The sequence below is a fragment of the Microvirga flocculans ATCC BAA-817 genome, assembly GCF_000518665.1.
GTDB lineage: Bacteria > Pseudomonadota > Alphaproteobacteria > Rhizobiales > Beijerinckiaceae > Microvirga > Microvirga flocculans.
The window spans coordinates 139248-156239 of record NZ_JAEA01000008.1 but is presented as its reverse complement, the minus strand read 5'-3'; the positions used below and the strand labels follow the sequence as shown (position 1 = coordinate 156239).

Sequence of the window (16992 nt, the reverse complement as noted above, 5' to 3'; positions counted from 1 at the left end):
CCATGCCCCGGGGGAAGCGCGATCTGGCCTTCGAGGATTGGGTGCACGACGCCAAGTCCGTGCCGATCCTGCAAGCCGCGCTCGAGCGCGGCGCGCGGCTGAAGGGCGGGCGCGAGAAGGTCGGGCCATGCCCGGCCTGCGGCGGGCGCGACCGCTTCAGCGTCAACACCGTCAAGGCCATCTTCCATTGCAGGGGCTCGGGGCAGGGCGGGGATGTGATCGCCCTCGTGCAATATCTCGACGGGGTCGATTTTCTCGGAGCCTGCGAGCGGCTGACCGGGCGTCCGCCGCCGCAGGGGGAATCGACCATCGATCATGCTGAACTCGCCCGCAAGGCCGAGGAGCGGCGCGCGGATGCCGAGAAGCAGGAGCGCCGGTCGCGCTGGTTCCGCGAGCAGGAGCGCAAGCGGCTCTATGACATGTGGAAGGCCGGGGTGCCGGTCGAGGGAACGCCGGTCGAGGCCTATCTCGCCATGCGCCAGGTGGTGCTGCCGCCGCGCGCAGCCGTGCGCTGCCTGATGGAGGCGAAGCTCTACGCCTCGCATGCCGAGGAGGCGACCGTCATCCATACGGGTCCTGCCATGATGGCGGCGATCGTCGGGCCGGAGGAGCGCTTCGTCGGGCTGCATCTGACCTGGATCGACCTCACCGATCCGGAGGGCAAGGCCCGCGTCGTCGATCCTAAGACCGGCGAGGTCGAGGCGGCGAAGAAGATGCGCGGCTCCACCCTGGGCGGGCGCATCGAGCTGGTGCGCTGCGAGAACCCGCGCGTCCTCGTGCTGGGGGAGGGAATCGAGGAGGTTCTCACCGTCCACCGGGCGCTGACGGCGGCCGGCTGGGATCTGTCGCGCACGGCCTTCTGGACCGCGCTCAACCTCGGCAACCTGGGTGGGCCGCATCGGGGCACCGTCGAGCATCCGACCCATCGGCGCATGAGCCGGGACGGGCGCGACCTCGGGCCCCAGAAGGTGCCTGGCGACGTGCCGGACCTGACGCAGCCCGCCATCCCGGTCCCGGACAGCGTGGAGGAGCTCTTCCTCCTCGGCGACGGCGATTCCGACCACTTCACCACCGACCTCGCCATGCGCCGGGCCGCGCGCCGCTACGCACGCAAGGGCCGCATCGTGCGCGTCGTCTGGTCGCCAGCCGGTGGCGACTGGAATAAGCTTCTGAGGGCTGCAGCATGAAGAGCATCGATCAGCATATTCTTGAGCAGCGCAATGCGATGCCGGCAGCTCCTCCGGTGAGCATCGGGGCGGTGTCCGAGCTGGCGGGCATCATGGCCGATCTTGCCGGGTTGCAGGCCCGGATCGCCCGCTTCGCGCGGAACCTGTCGATGGACTCTGTGGTCATCGGCGCTGAAGAAGAAAACCCGCGCGTTCCGGCCTCCCCGGCACAGCCGACGCAGAAGGACCGGGTTCTCGGCCTCTACGCTTCCACCCTTCTGAACCCGGCCGGGATCGCGCGAGAGACGGGGATCAAGCCCTCTTCGGTCGGCGCGTATCTCAGCATGGGCAGAAAGGCCAAGGACCGGCGCGTCGTCGAGGGCGATGCTGCTCGCGCGGTGGCGCGGCAGGCCGGAGCGCCGCCTGCTCCGAAGGATGACCGGGACGAGGATTTCGCCACGGCCGTGGCCGCCACCCTGGAGCGCCCCGCGCCCCGCGCCGAACGCAAGCCCGCGCCCGTGCCTGCCGAGCCGCCTGCGCGCCTGCGCCTCCCCAGCGCGCCGCCACCACCGCGTGTCCTGCCGAAGGCGGCTCCCGCGCCTTCCGTGAGCCCGCCGCCGGAGCCTCCCGCCGATTGGGACCCGGACATCATCATGCTCGTGCATGTCGAGGCGCAGCGCATCGACGGGCCACTCGGCGAGCTGCCGGTGTCGCCGCCCTTCGCCCTGACGATGGAGCGGCTGCAGGACGGCGGTGTCTACGACAACAAGAGCCTTCAGGCCCTCGGCGGATGGCCGAGCGAGGGCGCCATGAAGGAGCACTTCCGCATCATGCGGCCGAAGCTGGCGCGGATCGGCGTCGATCTGGTCGAGGTCAACAAGTTCATGACCAAGGTGCGGCGGACGGGAGCGGCGGCATGACCGTGCAAATTCTGGTTGGGGATGTGCGCGATAAGCTGCGCGAACTTCCTGCTGACAGCTTCGACGCGGTCGTGACCAGCCCGCCCTATTGGGGGCTGCGGGACTACGGCACTGGGGGCTGGGAGGGAGGTGACCCAAACTGCGCACATGTCCGCGTCAATACTACTCGGACGGCTTGGGCGAACTCGGTCAAGGGGCCGGGAAACCCTGGCAAGAATGGCTCATCCTACGCCAACATGACGAAATTCACGGGCGGTTGTTGCGCTAAGTGTGACGCTGTTTGGACCGATCATCAGATTGGGATGGAACCGACCCTCGCTGAGCACTTGGCCGTGATGGTGGATGTGTTTCGCGAGGTGAGGCGTGTCCTCAAGCCCAGCGGAACGCTCTGGCTCAATTACGGCGACTGCTATGCGACGACGCCGAACGGTCGCCCGGCTTCGGCGCAAAAGGCGACCGGCAGCGACGACCGCACTTTCCGCGACAAGCCGATGTCGACCATCGGCGGCGTGCTGAAGCCAAAGGATCTCTGCATGATCCCGAACCGGCTCGCCATTGCCTTGCAGGAGGATGGCTGGTGGGTCCGCGCGGAGAACATCTGGGGCAAGATCAATCCGATGCCGGAATCGGTTCGCGACCGGCCGGCAGGCGCGCATGAAAAAATTTTCATGCTCACCAAGAGCGAGCGGTATTTCTACGACCCGCAGGCCGTGCGGCAGCGGCGCAGCTCGGACGAGGATGCCAACGGTTTTCGCGGCGGATCATACGTGGGCGGCGCGCCGGGCCCGCGCAAAACGACGGGCAACGTCCGCCGCGCGCGGGACGAGAAGGGCGGGGCGATCCCGCCGAACGCGCGGCCGCATTCTCTTTCCGATTTCGAGGCGAGGCACGGCAGGCAATATGACGGGCGGCACCTGCGCAATTACGAGCCGGCGCCCATCGGCGTGTGGGAGATGGCGACGCGGCCGTTCCCGGAGGCTCACTTCGCCACCTTCCCGCCGGAGCTTGCAGAGCGATGCCTCAAAGCGGGATGCCCGCCGGGCGGCGCGGTGCTCGATCCCTTCGGTGGAGCTGGCACGGTTGGAGTCGTGGCCGAGGCGCTCGGACTCGATTGCACCCTGATCGAGCTCAATCCGGATTATGCCGCCATGGCCGAGCGTCGCATTGCGGCTTTGCGCATGGGGCCGGATTCGCGCGCGGCGCTTCGTCCGCAGGCGCGCGAGCCACTGCCGCTCTTCGCAGGAGCCGCGTCATGAGCCGTGCGTCAGGCCGCCTCGGAGATGTGGCGCTTTGCGATCAGCTCGATGAAGGCGGAGCGGGTCAGGCCCTGGCGCTTGGCCTCCTCGTCGATGGCGGCGAGGATTCCGGCGTCGATGGAGAGGTTCGCCTTGGCCGGGCGGCCGGTCGCCCGGATCAGGGCGATGCTGGCGAGCTGCGCGCCTTCGGCGAGGGCCTGGCGGATGTCGTCGACGAGGCGGATGTCCTCGAAGCGGCGGGGGGCAGGCACGGTCTCGCCCATGGCTTCCATCTCCTCTGCCCAGTCGCGCATGGCGGCGGCCGCATTGAAGAGGGCCTCCTCGATGGTTTTGCCCATGGCGGTGCAGCCGGGCATATCGGGAACGATGACACCGTAGGCGCCGGTGGTGCCGTCGATGAGAGCTGCGTAGCGGGCCATTGTCGTTCTCTTTCTTCAGGTGACGGGGTTGGGCGGCTTCGGGCTGGTTCAGATCCAGCCCGCTGCCTTGGCGATGGACCGGGCAACGCCCGGCGACACGGTGCGGTGCCGGGGCACCGTGATCACCCCAGGCTTGCCGGGGTTCTTGTAGAGGTCGTGCTCGCTGCCGTGGCGGGCCAGGGTCCAGCCGTCTTGCTCCAGGCGGCGGATGATCTTGGCGCGGTTGGTTTCAACGGTCGGCATCGCTTCGTTCCTCTCTATGCGCCTATTTATGCGCATAGCCGTTCCCCTGTCAAGCATAAATGCGCCTATATGTGCGCAAAAAATTCGCGGAGGCTTCAGTGAGCAACGGCCCTTTGCAGCAGATCGCCGATGCCGTCGGCGCGGCTCCGCCGATTGATATCGGTCAGGATCTTGGACCGGAGGACGGTTCCTTTGGCCTGGACGATGACGGAGGTGAGGACAGCGACTTCGATCCTCCGGAACCACCTTTCGACGAGGCGGGTGATGCTGAACTATCTGGCGAGCCGAGGCTTGCGGAGATTGTGGCGGAATGCGCGGCTCTCGATCATTCCGATACGGACAATGCGGTCCGCATGATCCGCTATTTCGGCCAAGACCTCGCGGTCCTTGCCCAGGACGAGGTTGCTGCCGGAACATGGATGGCCTGGGCAGGGACCCATTGGGATATCGCTGGCGGCGCGGCGCGGGCCATGATGACGGTCCAAAAGCTCGGGAGCCGCATCCTCCTCGAAGCGGATCATCTGAAATCGACGCCCGCCGAGCTGCGCGCGATAGAGGTTGGCGATCATGCCAAGGCCGACCTTCACCGGCTCGAGAAGAATAAGGACGCGTGGGGCGAAGCCGAAAAGGCCGACGCCGCACGGCTGCAACGGCTGGTCGATGCTGCCGAGGACGCACGCGCCGAGCTGAACAAGCGCAAGGTGGCGCGGCGTAAATTCGCCGTTTCGTCCAAGAACGCCAGCCGGATGAAGTCTGCCCTCGAATGCCTGGCCCCGCGTCTGCGGCGGCCGCCGGACAGCTTCAATCCGGATCGCTACAAAGTCGCGACCCTCACCCACACGCTGAAGTTTGAGCGCGAGAGGGACGAGGAATGCCCGGATCCGAAAGTCGAGCGGTTCACGAACGTGCGTTGCGTGGCGGTCGAGGGGCATAGCCGCGAGGATTGGATCACCGCCGTCATTCCGGTGGCATACGAAAAGGACGCCAAGGCGAAGCGGTGGCGCGCCTTTCTTGAGCGGATGCTACCGGATGCAGCCAAGCGGCGCACGGTTCAGCAATTCACGGCTCTCGCGCTACTCGGCATACCCGCCCAGTACCTGATGTTTCACTACGGCCTGGGGGCCAACGGCAAATCGGTTTTTCTGGAAACGATCACCCGACTGCTCGGACCGGGGCTTGCAGTTGGCCTTCCCCGTGAATCGATCGTCGGAGCGTCGGAGCGCGCGGCCGGTTCGGCATCGCCGGATCTCGTGCGGCTCTACGGCAAGAAGATGGTCCGCATCCTTGAGGTCAAGGGTGACGCCCCGCTGCAGGAGGACTTGATCAAGCGCCTCACGGGCGGCGAGTCCGTGCCGGTGCGAACGCTCTTCAAGGGGTATTTCGAGTTTCAGAACTACGCCAAGGCTCATATGAGCGGCAACGGCTTCCCCTCCATCGACGGTACCGACAACGGCATCTGGCGCCGCCTGTTGGTCGTGCATTGGGACCAGACCATCCCGGAGGAGGAGCGGCGCGACTTCGAGGAGGTCGTGGGGGAATTCATCCGCGAGGAGGGCCCTGGCATCCTGTGGTGGCTGATCGAAGGCGCGCTCGACTATCTCGAGCATGGACTGGTGATCGCCGATGCCGTGCGCAACGACACAGCCGAATACCGGGAGGAGATGGACCCGGTCGGCGAGTTCATCAAGGCCTGTGTCAAGGAGGCCGAAGGCAACCGGGAGTCCGCTAGCGCCCTGTACGAGGGTTACGTTTCCTGGTCGATGGCCAATGCCAAGCGGGCCAGGACACAGACGAAGTTCGGCAAGACCCTCGCACAGCGATTCCGAAAGCAGGAGATCGGCGGGCGCAACTTCTATCTGGATGTTGCTCTCCATAGCGTTCCCGACCGACCCGACACGCGCCACGACGCGCCCCGGAACCCCCATGATTAACGAAAAGCCACCCTTTGACCGCCGCCAGTCTGGCGGTGGTAGCGGCACTTTGGCGGTGGTGCACCGCGAACTATCGCTGGTGAATTGCGCAACAGGACCAAGGAGTTGCGCAGACAGGCGGCGGTTGGCGGGGGTTCTCGCGGCGCGTGTGATTATCAACGGGGTTGCGGGGGAAGAATGGGGCGATGTTTTTTCCTTGCTGTGCGTGGGAAGACCCCCGCCACTGCCGCCATAACTCTCTAACCAACGAAAGAATAAACGTTATTTCTATTCGACAGTTCTTTTCTAACTACCGCCAACCACCGCCAACTATCTTTTGAGGGGTAGATCATGATCACAGCCATCAAATCTCCAGCGACCAAAAAGAAGATCGCCATTGAGGAGCTGCTGCGCTGGGCCTATCGCGACGAGCTGCCGAAGGAGCGGGCCGGGGCGGGGCGCTTCCTGCCTGCGGGCTTCGGCGGGGCCTGGGGCGGGGTGGAGCGCTACGGTGAGACCCTGGCCGTGGTCGATGACGGGCGAGAGAACCGCTGGGGCCTGGCGGTCGATTTCACCGCCGCGAGCGATCCTCACCCGGACGCGATCCGCGTCGGCGAGGCGGTCAAGGCCCTCGACGGCTTTCCGCTCAACCTGCCGGACGACTGGAACCCGATTGCGGACTGGCCAGACCTCGGCGCGGAAGGGGAGGCGGCGGTGCGGCGCGCGGTGGAGCGCGAAACCTATATCGACGGGAACGGCGACCGCCGCTTCAAGACCGCGATCAGCCGCCTCGTCATGCGCCATGCCCTGATGAACGACGCGCCCGTCTGGGAAGGGGAGAAGCCCGAAATCAAGATCGTGACCGGGGCGAACGGCAAGCCGCGCTGGTTCCGCCGGGTGCGGGCGGTGGCGGATCCGGGCGATCCGGAGCTGGGCATCATGCCGACCTATACGGAAGTCGAGGTCGACGGCTACAACGCCAAGCGCCAGCGGCCCTATCCGGACGCCTACCGCAAGACCTATCTCGACCCGGATCCGGCCGAGACGATTCTCTCCCGGGCCGAATACGAGGTCTGGTGCGACGCCCTCGACCTGCTCACGATCGATCTGGAGGGCGTTCTGGAGGCCCATGAGATCGTGCCGAGCGCCCGCCCGGCGCGGCCCTGGGAGAACGGCGGGGCCTTGGCGCGCAAGGTTTTGAAGAGCGGGGCGCGGCCCGCCGCCTGGCTTACCCTGTTGAACGGCCGCTGGATCGACGCAAAACCCGCTTGACACGCGGGTGGAATTTGCGGCAGTTTCACTCACGGTAAATCAGGTGAAGATTTCAAACCCCGGCTCGACAAGCGCGCCGGGGTTTTTGTTTGCCCTGATGCCCTCACACCCAGGAGGCGGCCATGTGAGCGACCGGCGAGACATCGGCGGCGCTTCTCGCCCGCGCTCCCGGCGCCGCCTTCCATTCCGGCGGGGAGGTCTCGATGCGGATCGAGCTCAAGGCTCATGACCAGATCATGGGACGCTTCGGCCATCAGCTGGAAGCCCTCGGCGAGGGTAAGGCCGAACGGGCGCTCTACCGCGCCGGTAAGCACACCCTGGGCAAGGCGCGGACGCGGGTCGTCCGGGCGCTCACGAAGCAGACCGGCCTGCCGCGCAAGACCATCGACCGCGCGGTGAAGGACATCTCTCCGAAATGGGGAACGCTGAACTTCACCCTCCAGACGCGGGGCGGCAACGTCTCGCTCAAGTATTTCAGGGCGCGGGAGACCCGCGCGGGCGTCAGCGCGGCCCCATGGGGCAAGCGTCAGGTCTGGGCTGGTAGCTTCATGCGTGCCGGTTGGTGGCCGAAGCGCGTCGATAAGCCGAACTGGAACGGGCAGGTCTTCTTGCGCACGGGCAGCACGACCGGGACTGGAATGGATCGCTTCGAGAAGCAGCGCTCGGGCCTCTTCATCCCGGAAGAGCTGCTCAAGGACGAGACGGCGGCGGCCTGGGAGACGGTCATCAAAACCGACCTCTTCCCCAGGGTGCAGCACGAGATCAGCAGGCTTCTGCCCCGCTGACCCACACCCCCCCCGGTCTAGGGACCGTATCCCAGCGCAGGCCAGCCCACGGGCAATTAGCTCCCGGGGTTTCGCCAGTAGGTCGGCGCGCAACCGATACACGCATACACGTGAATTGCACGTGTATTTGCACGGGACATTGCACGATGGCGGAGGATTGGATCTCGATCACGGAGGCGGCGGCGAGGCTGACCGCTGCCGGTGATCCGGTCGATCGTTCGACGCTCTCGCGCTACCTCAAGCAACATGCCGAAGCCCTGCCAACGCGGGCAGAGGGCAAGTCGAACCTTGTGGACTTCGAGAGGCTCGTCGCCCATCGCGCCGAGAACATCCGTCTCAGGACTGGACCGGCAGCGCCGCGAATGCCGGCGGCTGCGAGAGCATATGCGGATGTCGGATCGTCCCGGTTCACAGGCTCCCAGACGAACGGCGCGGCGCGTAAGGCGAATGCCGACGCCGAGCTGCGCGAGATGGATCTGGCGCTGCGGCGTAAGCAGCTGACGGTTGTCGCCGAGGTCGATCAGGCGGGGCGCGATGCGGTCGCCCTGATGCAGAGCGCCTTCGAGCGTGCGGTCGAGACCGAGGCGGCGGCGCTCGCGATGAAATACGGCTGGGACGAGCGCACGGTTCGTTTGGCCCTCAAGACTTTTACCCGGCGCGGACTCGAGGTCTTCAACCGGGAGATCCTGGATCGTCTCGATGCGATCCGGCGTGATCGTGACGCGGCCGAAGCTGCGGGAGAACCCCTTAACCGGTCAGAAGCGAGCCCCTTGCAATGACCTATCACGACGCGCGCACGCAGTTCCCGCTGCTGCCCGATGGCGTGGAGGTGTTGTTTCGTGGCCTTGAAGCGGCCAGTCGTCCGATCGAGGACCTGACCATCAGCGAATGGGCCGACCGCTATCGCGTGGTGTCGGCTGAATCGGGATCGCCGTGGCCAGGCCCGTTCCTCACGTCTCGCGTTCCCTATCTGCGCGAGCCGCAGGACTGCCTCCACCCTGACCATCCGGCCCGGAGGATCACGGCCCGCTGGGCGGCGCAGCTCGGCAAGTCGACCGCGATCGAGAATTGGTTCGGCTTCATCGTCGACCAGGCGCCCGGCTCGATGATGATTGTGCTCCCGACCCTGGAAGAGGCGACCAAGTTCAACCGGGTCAAGCTGCAGCCGACCATCGAGGCCAGCCCGCGCATTGCCCACAAGGTTCTGCCGGTCAACAGCCGTGACGAGCAGGGTTCGACCTCGGCGTTCAAACGTTATGCCGGTGGCTTCTGCCAGATCGTCAATGCGGGCTCCTCGAAGGGTCTGCAGATGGTGTCGATCAAGTACCTCGCCATGGACGAGGTGACCGGCTACCCGAAGGATGTCGACGGCCGCGGCAGCCCGCGCGATCAGGCCCGTGCGCGCCAGAAGATGTACGGCGATATGGCCAAGGAATGGCAGGGATCGACCCCGGGCATTGCTGGCGAGTGCGTCATCACAGCCGATTTCGAGGCCGGCGACCGGCGCTACCTCTACGCGCCGTGTCCCCATTGCGCGGTGTTTCAGCCGCTCAAGTTCGAGCAGCTGCGGCCCGCCGATCCGGAGCAGGGATTGCCGGTGCATATGCGCTGCCTGTCCTGCGACGGTATCATCCGGGACGGCCACAAGCCCGAGATGATGGCCCGCGCGGAGTGGATCGCCACCCGCGTTCCTGAGGGATCCGAACCGGTGCCGGAGACCATTCCGGCGGCCGAGATCGGGCTCTGGATCTGTCCTCCCTGTGAAGGGCGCTGCCGCGACTGGCAGCCGAGCTATCACCTCTGGGCGGCTTATGCGCCGCGCGAGAAGTGGGTCGATATCTGGAACCGATGGGAAGACGCGCAGGGCGACACCACGAAGCTGCGGACTTTCTATCAGCAGGATCTGGCTGAGCCATACGATCCTGGCGGTGCCATCATCGAGTGGGAAAAGCTCGTCGAGGCCTCGCGCCAGCATCACTATCCACGTGGGCGAATCCCGGCCGAGGCAGGATTGCTGGTCTGGGCCGCCGACGTGCAGGGCTACGGCATCAAATGGCTCGCTTATGCAATCGGCCCACGGGGTCAGCGTTGGCTCATCGATGCCGAGATCTTCGAGGGGGCACCGGATCAAAGCGACGAGCCCTGGATCAAGCTCGCCGACGCCATCGGGCGCACCTACCAGACAGCCGGCGCTGACGAGAAAGGGTTCGATCTCGGCGGCGTCGACTCGGGCTTCGCCACGGACCGTGTCTATCGGTTCTGCGCCAGCCGCCCGAACGTCTATGCCCTCGACGGGCGCCATGCTCACGGCCTGCCGCGTCTCGGCACGCCGACGAAGAAGGACATCAGGGATTCCCGCAAGCGCGTGGTCGCCAAGGTCATGCTCTATCCGGTCGGTCTCTACGACGTCAAAACAGAGGTCACGGGCGGACTGGCGAATTTCGTCGATGGGCCAGATGCCGCCGGAGCATGGCCCCGCAATACGATCCACCTGACGGCGGATCTGGTCGACGAGGACTTCGCCAAGGAGCTCACGGCGGAACGGCTGGTCGATGCCGACGAGGATGCCCAGTCTTCCAACCAGCGCAAGCGCCTGATCAAGGCCAACGCGAAGCGGGAATGGAAGAAGATCGTCGGGCGCAAGAACGACTGGTTTGACGCCACCGTTTACGCCGACGCGCTCGCCTGGCACCTCGAGCACAAGCGGCGGCTCAACGCGGACCGCTGGGCTGACCTGCTTGTTCAGGTGCATGGCCAGTGCGCCGAGCCGGATCTGTTCGAGGCGGGCGAGACAAAGGCAACTAAGGACCCATTCGAGAAACCCGCAAAGGTGAGGAAGTCCCGTGAAGATCGGACTTCCCGCCGGAACGCATGGAAGAACCGATGACCGTGGCGACCAAGACCAGAGCGAAAAGCGGATCCAAAGCCGCCGCTCGAGCTGCGTCTGCGTCGACGCGGGTTGGTCAAGCCGCGGGGCCTTCGAAGGAAGTCGTCAAGGCACCCGTCGCTGGCGCTCCTTCGCGCCGCGCGACGGCCCGGTGGCTGCGCGACAGCTCGACCGGCGTTTTGGCCATGCGACAGGCGAGCCTTGTCGACAGCCGCGACGAAAATCGGCGCATGTGGGAGCGGATCTCCGCCCTCGCGCTGGACTTCATTCAGAACTCGGGTCACCTCAAAGGCGCTGTCGATCAGGTTCTGGCCGACACCGTCGGCGACGGTCTCAAGCTGCGCCCGGCGCCGGATCTCAAGAAACTGGGTTACTCGGAGGAAGAGTCTGCCGAGTGGATCAAGCTGGTGAAGAACCGGTGGCGCCGCTACGCGGAGAATCCTGACGAGGTCGATGCGCGCGGCAAGTTCACGCTCGATCAGCTCGTCGATGTGGCGCTGCGCCACTCGATCGGATTCGGTGAGGCGGTCGGCGTGATTTCGTTCTTCACGCCGGAGCAGCGCCGCCCTTACGGCATTCAGTCCGGAACGAAGCTGTGTCTGACCTCTCCGCACCGTCTTGTGCGTGACACCGATGAGTTCGTTGGCCTGCACTCTGGCGTCATTCATGACGTCAACGGTCGCCCGATCGCCTACCGCTTCAAGGAGAAGCAGAGTGGGATCGAGGTGAAGCGCGATTACCGTGCGCGCGATGCCGATGGTCGCACCCTGGTGGTGCATGCCTTCGATCCCTGGGATGCCGAGGATGTGCGCGGCATCTCGGTGATCGCTTCGGCCCTGCGCACCCAGGCGAACTACCATCAGCTGCGCGAGGCGACGGTTGCAACTGCCATCCTCCAGACGGTGTTTGCCGCAACCCTGACTTCACCGGAGCCGAGCGCCGACGCCTTCGAGGCCCTTGCGGCGCTGGAGGACGAGGACCTCACCAACGATTTCCTGGACTACTTCGGGGCCCGACTGGACAAGGCCAAGGAAAGCCGAGTGTCTCTGGACAGCGCGGCGCAAGTCTCTCACCTGGCTCCAGGCGAGGAATTGAAGCTGCTGACACCTGGTGCTCCAGGGCCAGATTATCTGCCCTTCTCGAACGACTTGAAGCGGGAGACTGCCCGCGCGATCGGCGTCACGTATTCATCCTACGCGATGGACCATGACGGTGCGACCTATTCGAGCACTCGCATGGAGGGGGCGACGATCTGGCCGATCGTGCTGCGCCGGCGCAAACGGATCGCGGCGCCGTTCTACCAAGCCGTCTATGAGAGTTGGCTCGACGAGGAGATCGGGGAAGGGCGCATTCCACTCAAGGGCGGCTACCGCGCCTTCCTGGCCAACCGCCACGCACTCACCTGGGCGGAATGGCAGGGGCCGCCGAAGCCGACGGCCGATGACAAGAAGTCGGCGGAGGCCCAGAGCGAGCGCTTGGTCAACGGCACATCCACGCTTGAGATCGAGTGTGCCGAGAATGGTCTCGACGTCGACGACGTGATCGAGCAGCGCGCCCGTGAAGCCGAGAAGCTGAGGGCCAAGAACCTGCCCAACGTCTTCGAGCGGGTGCGCGGTGGGGGTGGTGGCAGCTCGACCGAGCCCGAGCCCAAGGCGAAAGCGAGGAAGAAATGAGTGGTGGACCTGTTCCCATCGATCCCTGCGTCGAGGCCCGCCGCTTGCGCGAGATCCTCACAGCGATTGCCACGGGGGATAGCGTCGCCTCCGCGCGCTTCGGCGATGAGGAGATCCGTTACCATAAGGCGGATACGGCCCGCCTCGAACGTTTGATCGAGCACTACGATCGGGAGTGTGCCGTCTCAACCGGCGCAACGCCCAAGCGCAAACGCTTTGCGAAACGCATGGCCTTCCGGCCCTACTGAGGAATCCAACCATGTCCGTTCTGCAGAACGGCGAGCTCGTGCTCTACGGGTTCGTCGGCGAAAACTTCTGGGACGTGGGCTTCACCGCCAAGGAGGTTGTGGAGGCCCTGGCCGAGCACGGTCGCGACAACGACATCACCGTCCGCATCAACTCAGGCGGCGGCTATGTCGATGACGGGGTTGCCATCTACAACGCCCTGGCGGCCCACAAGGGTAAGGTGACCGTGCAGGTGGATTCGATTGCCGCCTCGTCGGCTTCGCTGATCGCCATGGCTGGCGACACGATCATCATGCTCGACGGATCACTGATGATGATCCACGACCCGTCGGGGATCACTTACGGAACCGCTGACGACCACGAAAAGACCGGCTCGATCCTGGAGAAGATGGCCTCCAATATGGCTTCCATCTACGCCGAGCGCTCTGGAAACCCGGTCGAGGACGTGCGCCAGGCCATGAAGGACGAACTCTGGCTTACCGCCGACGAGGCCGTCGAGCAGGGCTATGCCGACGAGAGCCAGAGCGCGAAGGCCAAGGCTGTGGCCGCCTTCGACTTCCGAGTTTTCGCCAATGCTCCGCAGCGCCTCACGGCGATGTCGAAGCGCAAGAACTGGTCTCTTGCCGAGGCCAGCGCCCGGGCGGCCGCGACCGCTCGCCAACCACGTCAACCAAGGGAACCTTTGATGACGGACAAGACGACAGCGGCCGCACCTTCCGCTGAAATTGAAGGTGCCAAGGCCGAAGGCGCAAAAGCCGCCCAAGCCCGGATCAAGGCGATCATGACGGCGGATGCCGCCAAAGGTCGCGAGAAGCTCGCCGAGCATTTCGCTTACGAGACGGAGATGACCGCCGAGGCTGCCATCGCCGCCCTCGCTGTGGCGCCCACCGCAGCCGCAGCTCCTTCCGAAGAGCAGGAGCCGCAACGCCCTAGCGACTCGCCGGAAGCCTACGCGGCTCGGCGCACCGCTTCGGCCGGCCTCGCCGCGCCGGGCGGCGCGGCGTCGGGCAAGCCGCAGGCGAAACTCAGCGCCAGCGACGTCTATGCCAACCGCCGCAAGGCCGTGAAGCAGGGAGCCTAATTTCATGGCAATGGATATGAAAACCGAGAAGGCGCGGAACCTCGCCTTCGTTCTCAGCGAGCCGAACGGCACCGTGTCCCGCGACGTGGTTACCATCGCGTCTGGCGAGGGCGTCCTCGAGGCCGGCACGGTGCTCGGCAAGGTCACTGCGTCCGGCAAATACGTCGCCTCGCCGCATGCGCAGGTCAGCGGCAAGGAGGGCGCGGAAACTGCCGTCGCCATCCTCGGCTACCAGGTCGACGCCACCAGCGCGGATGCCAAGGGCGTCATCGTCGATGGGGTCGGCGGCGTCGAGGTGAAGGCCTCGATGCTGGTCGTCCACTCGTCCGTCGATAACGCGACGAAACGCAACACGAAGCTGACCCAGCTGCGCGCGGTCGGCATCAAAGCCCGATAAGGAGAGCCATCCCATGGCAGGAGCAGATATTTGGAGCGCCGATGGCTTCTCTCTCGAGAGCCTGACGGCGGCGGTCAACCGGGAGCCGTATCGTCCCGGTCAGGTGTCCGCGACCGGCATCTTCGACGAGGACGGCGTGACCACCACGATCGTGTCGATCGAGCTGCGCGAGGGCAAGCTGGCCCTCGTCGAGCCGACCGAGCGCGGCGGCCCCGGCGAGACCGCCGACGACGAGAAGCGCAACCGGATCCCGTTCGAGGTCGATCACTACCAGCGCGACGACTCGGTTCTGGCCGACGAGGTTCAGAACGTGCGCGCCTTCGGCTCGGAAGATCGCCTTGAGACCCTGATCGAGCGCGTCGAGCGCAAGGCGCAGCGTCACGCGGCCGATCTGACCATGACGCTGGAGCATCAGCGTGTGGGCGCGATCAAGGGCATCGTGACCTCGAAATCCGGCACGGTGTTGCACGACCTCTATTCGCGCTTCGGCATCGCCGTTCCGCCGGCCGTCTCGCTCGAACTCGATGACGAGGCGACCAAGGTCGGCAATATCTTTCAGGACGTGGTCTATTCGATCGAGGACGCTCTCGACGAGCCCTACAGCGGCCTGCATGTCTTCACCGGGCGCGACTTTCACAAGGCCCTGTGGCAGCACAAGGCCGTGCGCGAGACCTTCCTCTACGGCTCCGGCGCCGGAATCCTGCGCCAGGACGTGCCGGACAAGTTCGAGTTCGGCGGGGCGACCTGGGAGCGCTACCGCACGGGCGCGAAGGCCACCGCCAATCTCGGGGCTCCCTACATCGCCGCCGACGAGGCGCGCGTGGTGCCGCTCGGCGTTCCCGACCTCTTCCTCACCCGGTTCGCCCCGGCGGATTACGAGGAGACCGTCAACACCCTGGGCTTGCCGTACTACGCCAAGCAATGGCCGCGCGCCGACGGCAAGGGCCGGCATCTGCAGGTGCAGATGAACGCGATCTCGCTCTGCACCAACCCGAAGGTTCTGCGCAAGCTGACCCTGACCTGAACCTGAAGCGATGAACCGCCGGGGCGGGTGACCGCCCCGGCTCGCCCGGTTTCCAGCCTGAAAGACAGACCGATGTCAGATAAGACGATTCTCATCGCGGGTCCGCGCGGCCTGCGCATTCCGGCCGCCGTCTTCGGGGCTGCTGCCCTCCATGCGCCGGATAAGGAGGTGCCGCCGCACGAGGCCATCGCCGTGCCGGAGGCCTATGGCCGCCACCTGATTGACGATAAGTTCGCCTATGAGGTCGAGCCTGAGGCTGAGACTGATGGCGCGCCGGAGGGCAAGAAGGCCAAGGGCGGCAAGGGCGGCAAGAGCGGGAACAGGCCCGCAGGCTCGGGCCAGAACCCCGGTGAGGCGCCAGTGGATCTCACGAATCTCTCCCGCGAGGAGCTCGCCGCCCTGGCCGCCGAGAAGAATATCCAGGTGACCCTCGATATGGACGAGGCCGCCATCATCGCCATGCTGCAGCCGCAGTCGTAAGACGGTGCCGACCTTCGCGCAGGCCTGGCCGTCGGCGCGGGAGAAGCTGGACACGATCTTCGGCAGATCGGTCCAGATCGTCCCGATGATCGAAAACCAGCGCCTCGGCGCCCAGCCGGATCCGGCCCGGGCGCCGCGAACCATCCAGGCGAAGTTCACGCTCAAGCCCGGCACCGATAGCTTCCAGGGCAACCGTAAGGGCTCGGAAATGGAGGGTTTCGGCTCCCGGCAGGTGGCCCAGGCCACCCTCGCGATCCGCGCCGCCGTTTACGCCGCCATCGGTTACAGGCTGCGCCGCGGCGATCATGTGGTGATCGCCTCGGGCCATGGGGCCGGGCGCTACAGCCTCGCCAAGGATCCGCCTTCCCATCTGGGCGACCACACCCTGGACCTTATCGTGGAGAGCCAGCCGTGAGCCTCGTGAGCTTTGCGATCCGGATCTGCGGCGAGCGGGCGCTCGTCGGCAAGACCTATGCCGAGGATCGCGTCTACGACTCGCAGATCGTTCCGGTCGATCAGACCGTCCCGACGGAAAGCGAGCCGATGATCATCCTCTCGACGGATGACGACAAAAGCGATGTTCGGGAGTGGGATCTGTTGCGCGGCAGCCGCGAACTCGAAGTCGTGTTCGAGATGGTGCTGGCGACCTTCGTTCTGGCCAAGGGCAAGAACGGAGAGCAGGAGATCGAGATCAAGATCCCGCACACGGATTCCGGCATGGAGGCGTCGCTGGGCTTCATGCAGCGCCAGGTGATGCGGGCGCTGATGGACCCGCTCGATCCGTGGGCCGAACTCTTCAAGGAGTTCACCGGCCGGGTCATCCGCACCATGGGCCGTCGCGGCGCCAGCAGCGAGCAGGGCGTGCGCTTCGCGGCCAAACAGCTTGTCCTGGTCTGCGATCCGATACCGGAACCGGACTTCGGCGAGAAGATCCCGCCCGACAGTCCTTGGGGCCGCCTGATCGCCCTGATGGAGGCGGACCCGAACCTCGTGATCTATGCCCAAGTGCTGAGGGAGGAGATCGAGAACGGCGACGATCTGCCGTCCTGGCGGCGCTTCCAGGCCTCCCGCGGGTGGACCGAGGCCAGGGTCCGCAACGCCGCCTTCGCGCCGGCCGACAGGACGGAAACCGGGGAAGCCAAGGTGATGACAGAAGGCGTGCTCGAGCGAGGCGCCATGGTGACCGTGATCGATGAGGACAGCGACAATCCGCTTCCGCCGGAGGACTAAGCG

At 65.7% G+C, this 16992-nt stretch carries 18 protein-coding genes; 16 read left to right on the top strand and 2 right to left on the bottom strand.

The features are described 5' to 3' along the window. Positions 1-2: 2 nt before the first annotated feature. The 3 genes from L879_RS0110485 to L879_RS21225 are packed head-to-tail and all read left to right on the top strand — an operon-like array spanning position 3 to position 3342. Positions 3-1187, top strand: a complete 1185-nt coding sequence (locus L879_RS0110485) for a DUF7146 domain-containing protein (protein WP_027316070.1) — start codon at positions 3-5, stop codon at positions 1185-1187. Then, entirely contained in the window at positions 1184-2086 is a 903-nt protein-coding gene (locus L879_RS0110480; RefSeq protein WP_027316069.1) for a hypothetical protein, read from the top strand. The genes L879_RS0110485 and L879_RS0110480 overlap by 4 nt, the downstream gene beginning before the upstream one ends. Then, positions 2083-3342 carry a DNA-methyltransferase gene (locus L879_RS21225; RefSeq protein WP_027316068.1) on the top strand — a complete coding sequence of 420 codons (1260 nt, stop codon included), beginning with the start codon at positions 2083-2085 and terminating at the stop codon, positions 3340-3342. The genes L879_RS0110480 and L879_RS21225 overlap by 4 nt, the downstream gene beginning before the upstream one ends. 8 nt (positions 3343-3350) lie before the next feature. Here the strand turns inward: L879_RS21225 and L879_RS21220 are convergent, their stop codons facing one another. Further along, positions 3351-3761, bottom strand: a complete 411-nt coding sequence (locus L879_RS21220) for a type II toxin-antitoxin system HicB family antitoxin (RefSeq protein ID WP_035459283.1) — start codon at positions 3759-3761, stop codon at positions 3351-3353. 48 nt (positions 3762-3809) lie between these two features. Next, on the bottom strand, positions 3810-4004 hold the full coding sequence (locus L879_RS0110465; protein WP_027316067.1) for a type II toxin-antitoxin system HicA family toxin: 195 nt from the start codon (positions 4002-4004) through the stop codon (positions 3810-3812). A gap of 353 nt (positions 4005-4357) precedes the next feature. Here L879_RS0110465 and L879_RS21215 point away from each other — a divergent pair, with 353 nt between their 5' ends. The 13 genes from L879_RS21215 to L879_RS21200 all read left to right on the top strand — a co-directional run bounded on the left by L879_RS21215 (position 4358) and on the right by L879_RS21200 (position 16989). Further along, entirely contained in the window at positions 4358-5935 is a 1578-nt protein-coding gene (locus L879_RS21215; protein ID WP_161634656.1) for a DNA primase family protein, read from the top strand. 330 nt (positions 5936-6265) lie between these two features. Next, entirely contained in the window at positions 6266-7186 is a 921-nt protein-coding gene (locus L879_RS21210) for a hypothetical protein (RefSeq protein WP_051435221.1), read from the top strand. A 203-nt stretch (positions 7187-7389) separates the two neighbouring features. After that, a complete protein-coding gene (locus tag L879_RS0110445; protein ID WP_027316066.1) occupies positions 7390-7971 on the top strand; it encodes a hypothetical protein in 582 nt (193 codons plus the stop codon). Between the two features lie 146 nt (positions 7972-8117). Next, on the top strand, positions 8118-8750 hold the full coding sequence (locus L879_RS0110440; protein ID WP_027316065.1) for a hypothetical protein: 633 nt from the start codon (positions 8118-8120) through the stop codon (positions 8748-8750). Further along, positions 8747-10858: a phage terminase large subunit family protein gene (locus L879_RS0110435; protein WP_027316064.1), complete on the top strand. Its 2112-nt coding sequence runs from the start codon at positions 8747-8749 to the stop codon at positions 10856-10858. The genes L879_RS0110440 and L879_RS0110435 overlap by 4 nt, the downstream gene beginning before the upstream one ends. Next, the gene (locus tag L879_RS21205) at positions 10855-12531 is read left to right on the top strand and encodes a phage portal protein (RefSeq protein ID WP_161634655.1); all 1677 of its coding nucleotides are present in this window, start codon (positions 10855-10857) and stop codon (positions 12529-12531) included. Before L879_RS0110435 ends, L879_RS21205 begins: the two co-directional genes overlap by 4 nt. Next, a complete protein-coding gene (locus L879_RS0110425) occupies positions 12528-12779 on the top strand; it encodes a hypothetical protein (RefSeq protein ID WP_027316063.1) in 252 nt (83 codons plus the stop codon). Before L879_RS21205 ends, L879_RS0110425 begins: the two co-directional genes overlap by 4 nt. Before the next feature lie 11 nt (positions 12780-12790). Further along, complete coding sequence (locus L879_RS0110420) at positions 12791-13858, top strand: head maturation protease, ClpP-related (RefSeq protein ID WP_027316062.1); 1068 nt, start codon at positions 12791-12793, stop codon at positions 13856-13858. Positions 13859-13862: 4 nt separating this feature from the next. Beyond that, positions 13863-14255, top strand: coding sequence for a head decoration protein (locus L879_RS0110415; RefSeq protein WP_245265210.1), 393 nt, complete (start codon positions 13863-13865; stop codon positions 14253-14255). Between the two features lie 13 nt (positions 14256-14268). Beyond that, positions 14269-15279, top strand: a complete 1011-nt coding sequence (locus tag L879_RS0110410) for a major capsid protein (RefSeq protein ID WP_027316060.1) — start codon at positions 14269-14271, stop codon at positions 15277-15279. A gap of 72 nt (positions 15280-15351) precedes the next feature. Then, positions 15352-15759, top strand: coding sequence for a hypothetical protein (locus L879_RS0110405; protein ID WP_027316059.1), 408 nt, complete (start codon positions 15352-15354; stop codon positions 15757-15759). A 4-nt stretch (positions 15760-15763) separates the two neighbouring features. Further along, complete coding sequence (locus L879_RS0110400) at positions 15764-16174, top strand: hypothetical protein (RefSeq protein WP_027316058.1); 411 nt, start codon at positions 15764-15766, stop codon at positions 16172-16174. Then, positions 16171-16989 (top strand): hypothetical protein, encoded by an 819-nt coding sequence (locus L879_RS21200; RefSeq protein ID WP_051435219.1) that lies wholly within the window; start codon positions 16171-16173, stop codon positions 16987-16989. Before L879_RS0110400 ends, L879_RS21200 begins: the two co-directional genes overlap by 4 nt. Positions 16990-16992 lie beyond the last annotated feature (3 nt).

Coding starts and splice junctions, on each gene's coding strand:
- L879_RS0110420 (WP_027316062.1), top strand. CDS start 12,791: ATGTCCGTTCTGCAGAACGGCGAGCTCGTGCTCTACGGGTTCGTCGGC.
- L879_RS21225 (WP_027316068.1), top strand. CDS start 2,083: ATGACCGTGCAAATTCTGGTTGGGGATGTGCGCGATAAGCTGCGCGAA.
- L879_RS0110425 (WP_027316063.1), top strand. CDS start 12,528: ATGAGTGGTGGACCTGTTCCCATCGATCCCTGCGTCGAGGCCCGCCGC.
- L879_RS0110415 (WP_245265210.1), top strand. CDS start 13,863: ATGGCAATGGATATGAAAACCGAGAAGGCGCGGAACCTCGCCTTCGTT.
- L879_RS0110485 (WP_027316070.1), top strand. CDS start 3: ATGCCCCGGGGGAAGCGCGATCTGGCCTTCGAGGATTGGGTGCACGAC.
- L879_RS0110445 (WP_027316066.1), top strand. CDS start 7,390: ATGCGGATCGAGCTCAAGGCTCATGACCAGATCATGGGACGCTTCGGC.
- L879_RS21220 (WP_035459283.1), bottom strand. CDS start 3,761: ATGGCCCGCTACGCAGCTCTCATCGACGGCACCACCGGCGCCTACGGT.
- L879_RS21210 (WP_051435221.1), top strand. CDS start 6,266: ATGATCACAGCCATCAAATCTCCAGCGACCAAAAAGAAGATCGCCATT.
- L879_RS0110480 (WP_027316069.1), top strand. CDS start 1,184: ATGAAGAGCATCGATCAGCATATTCTTGAGCAGCGCAATGCGATGCCG.
- L879_RS0110440 (WP_027316065.1), top strand. CDS start 8,118: ATGGCGGAGGATTGGATCTCGATCACGGAGGCGGCGGCGAGGCTGACC.
- L879_RS0110410 (WP_027316060.1), top strand. CDS start 14,269: ATGGCAGGAGCAGATATTTGGAGCGCCGATGGCTTCTCTCTCGAGAGC.
- L879_RS21215 (WP_161634656.1), top strand. CDS start 4,358: ATGATCCGCTATTTCGGCCAAGACCTCGCGGTCCTTGCCCAGGACGAG.
- L879_RS0110405 (WP_027316059.1), top strand. CDS start 15,352: ATGTCAGATAAGACGATTCTCATCGCGGGTCCGCGCGGCCTGCGCATT.
- L879_RS21205 (WP_161634655.1), top strand. CDS start 10,855: ATGACCGTGGCGACCAAGACCAGAGCGAAAAGCGGATCCAAAGCCGCC.
- L879_RS0110435 (WP_027316064.1), top strand. CDS start 8,747: ATGACCTATCACGACGCGCGCACGCAGTTCCCGCTGCTGCCCGATGGC.
- L879_RS0110465 (WP_027316067.1), bottom strand. CDS start 4,004: ATGCCGACCGTTGAAACCAACCGCGCCAAGATCATCCGCCGCCTGGAG.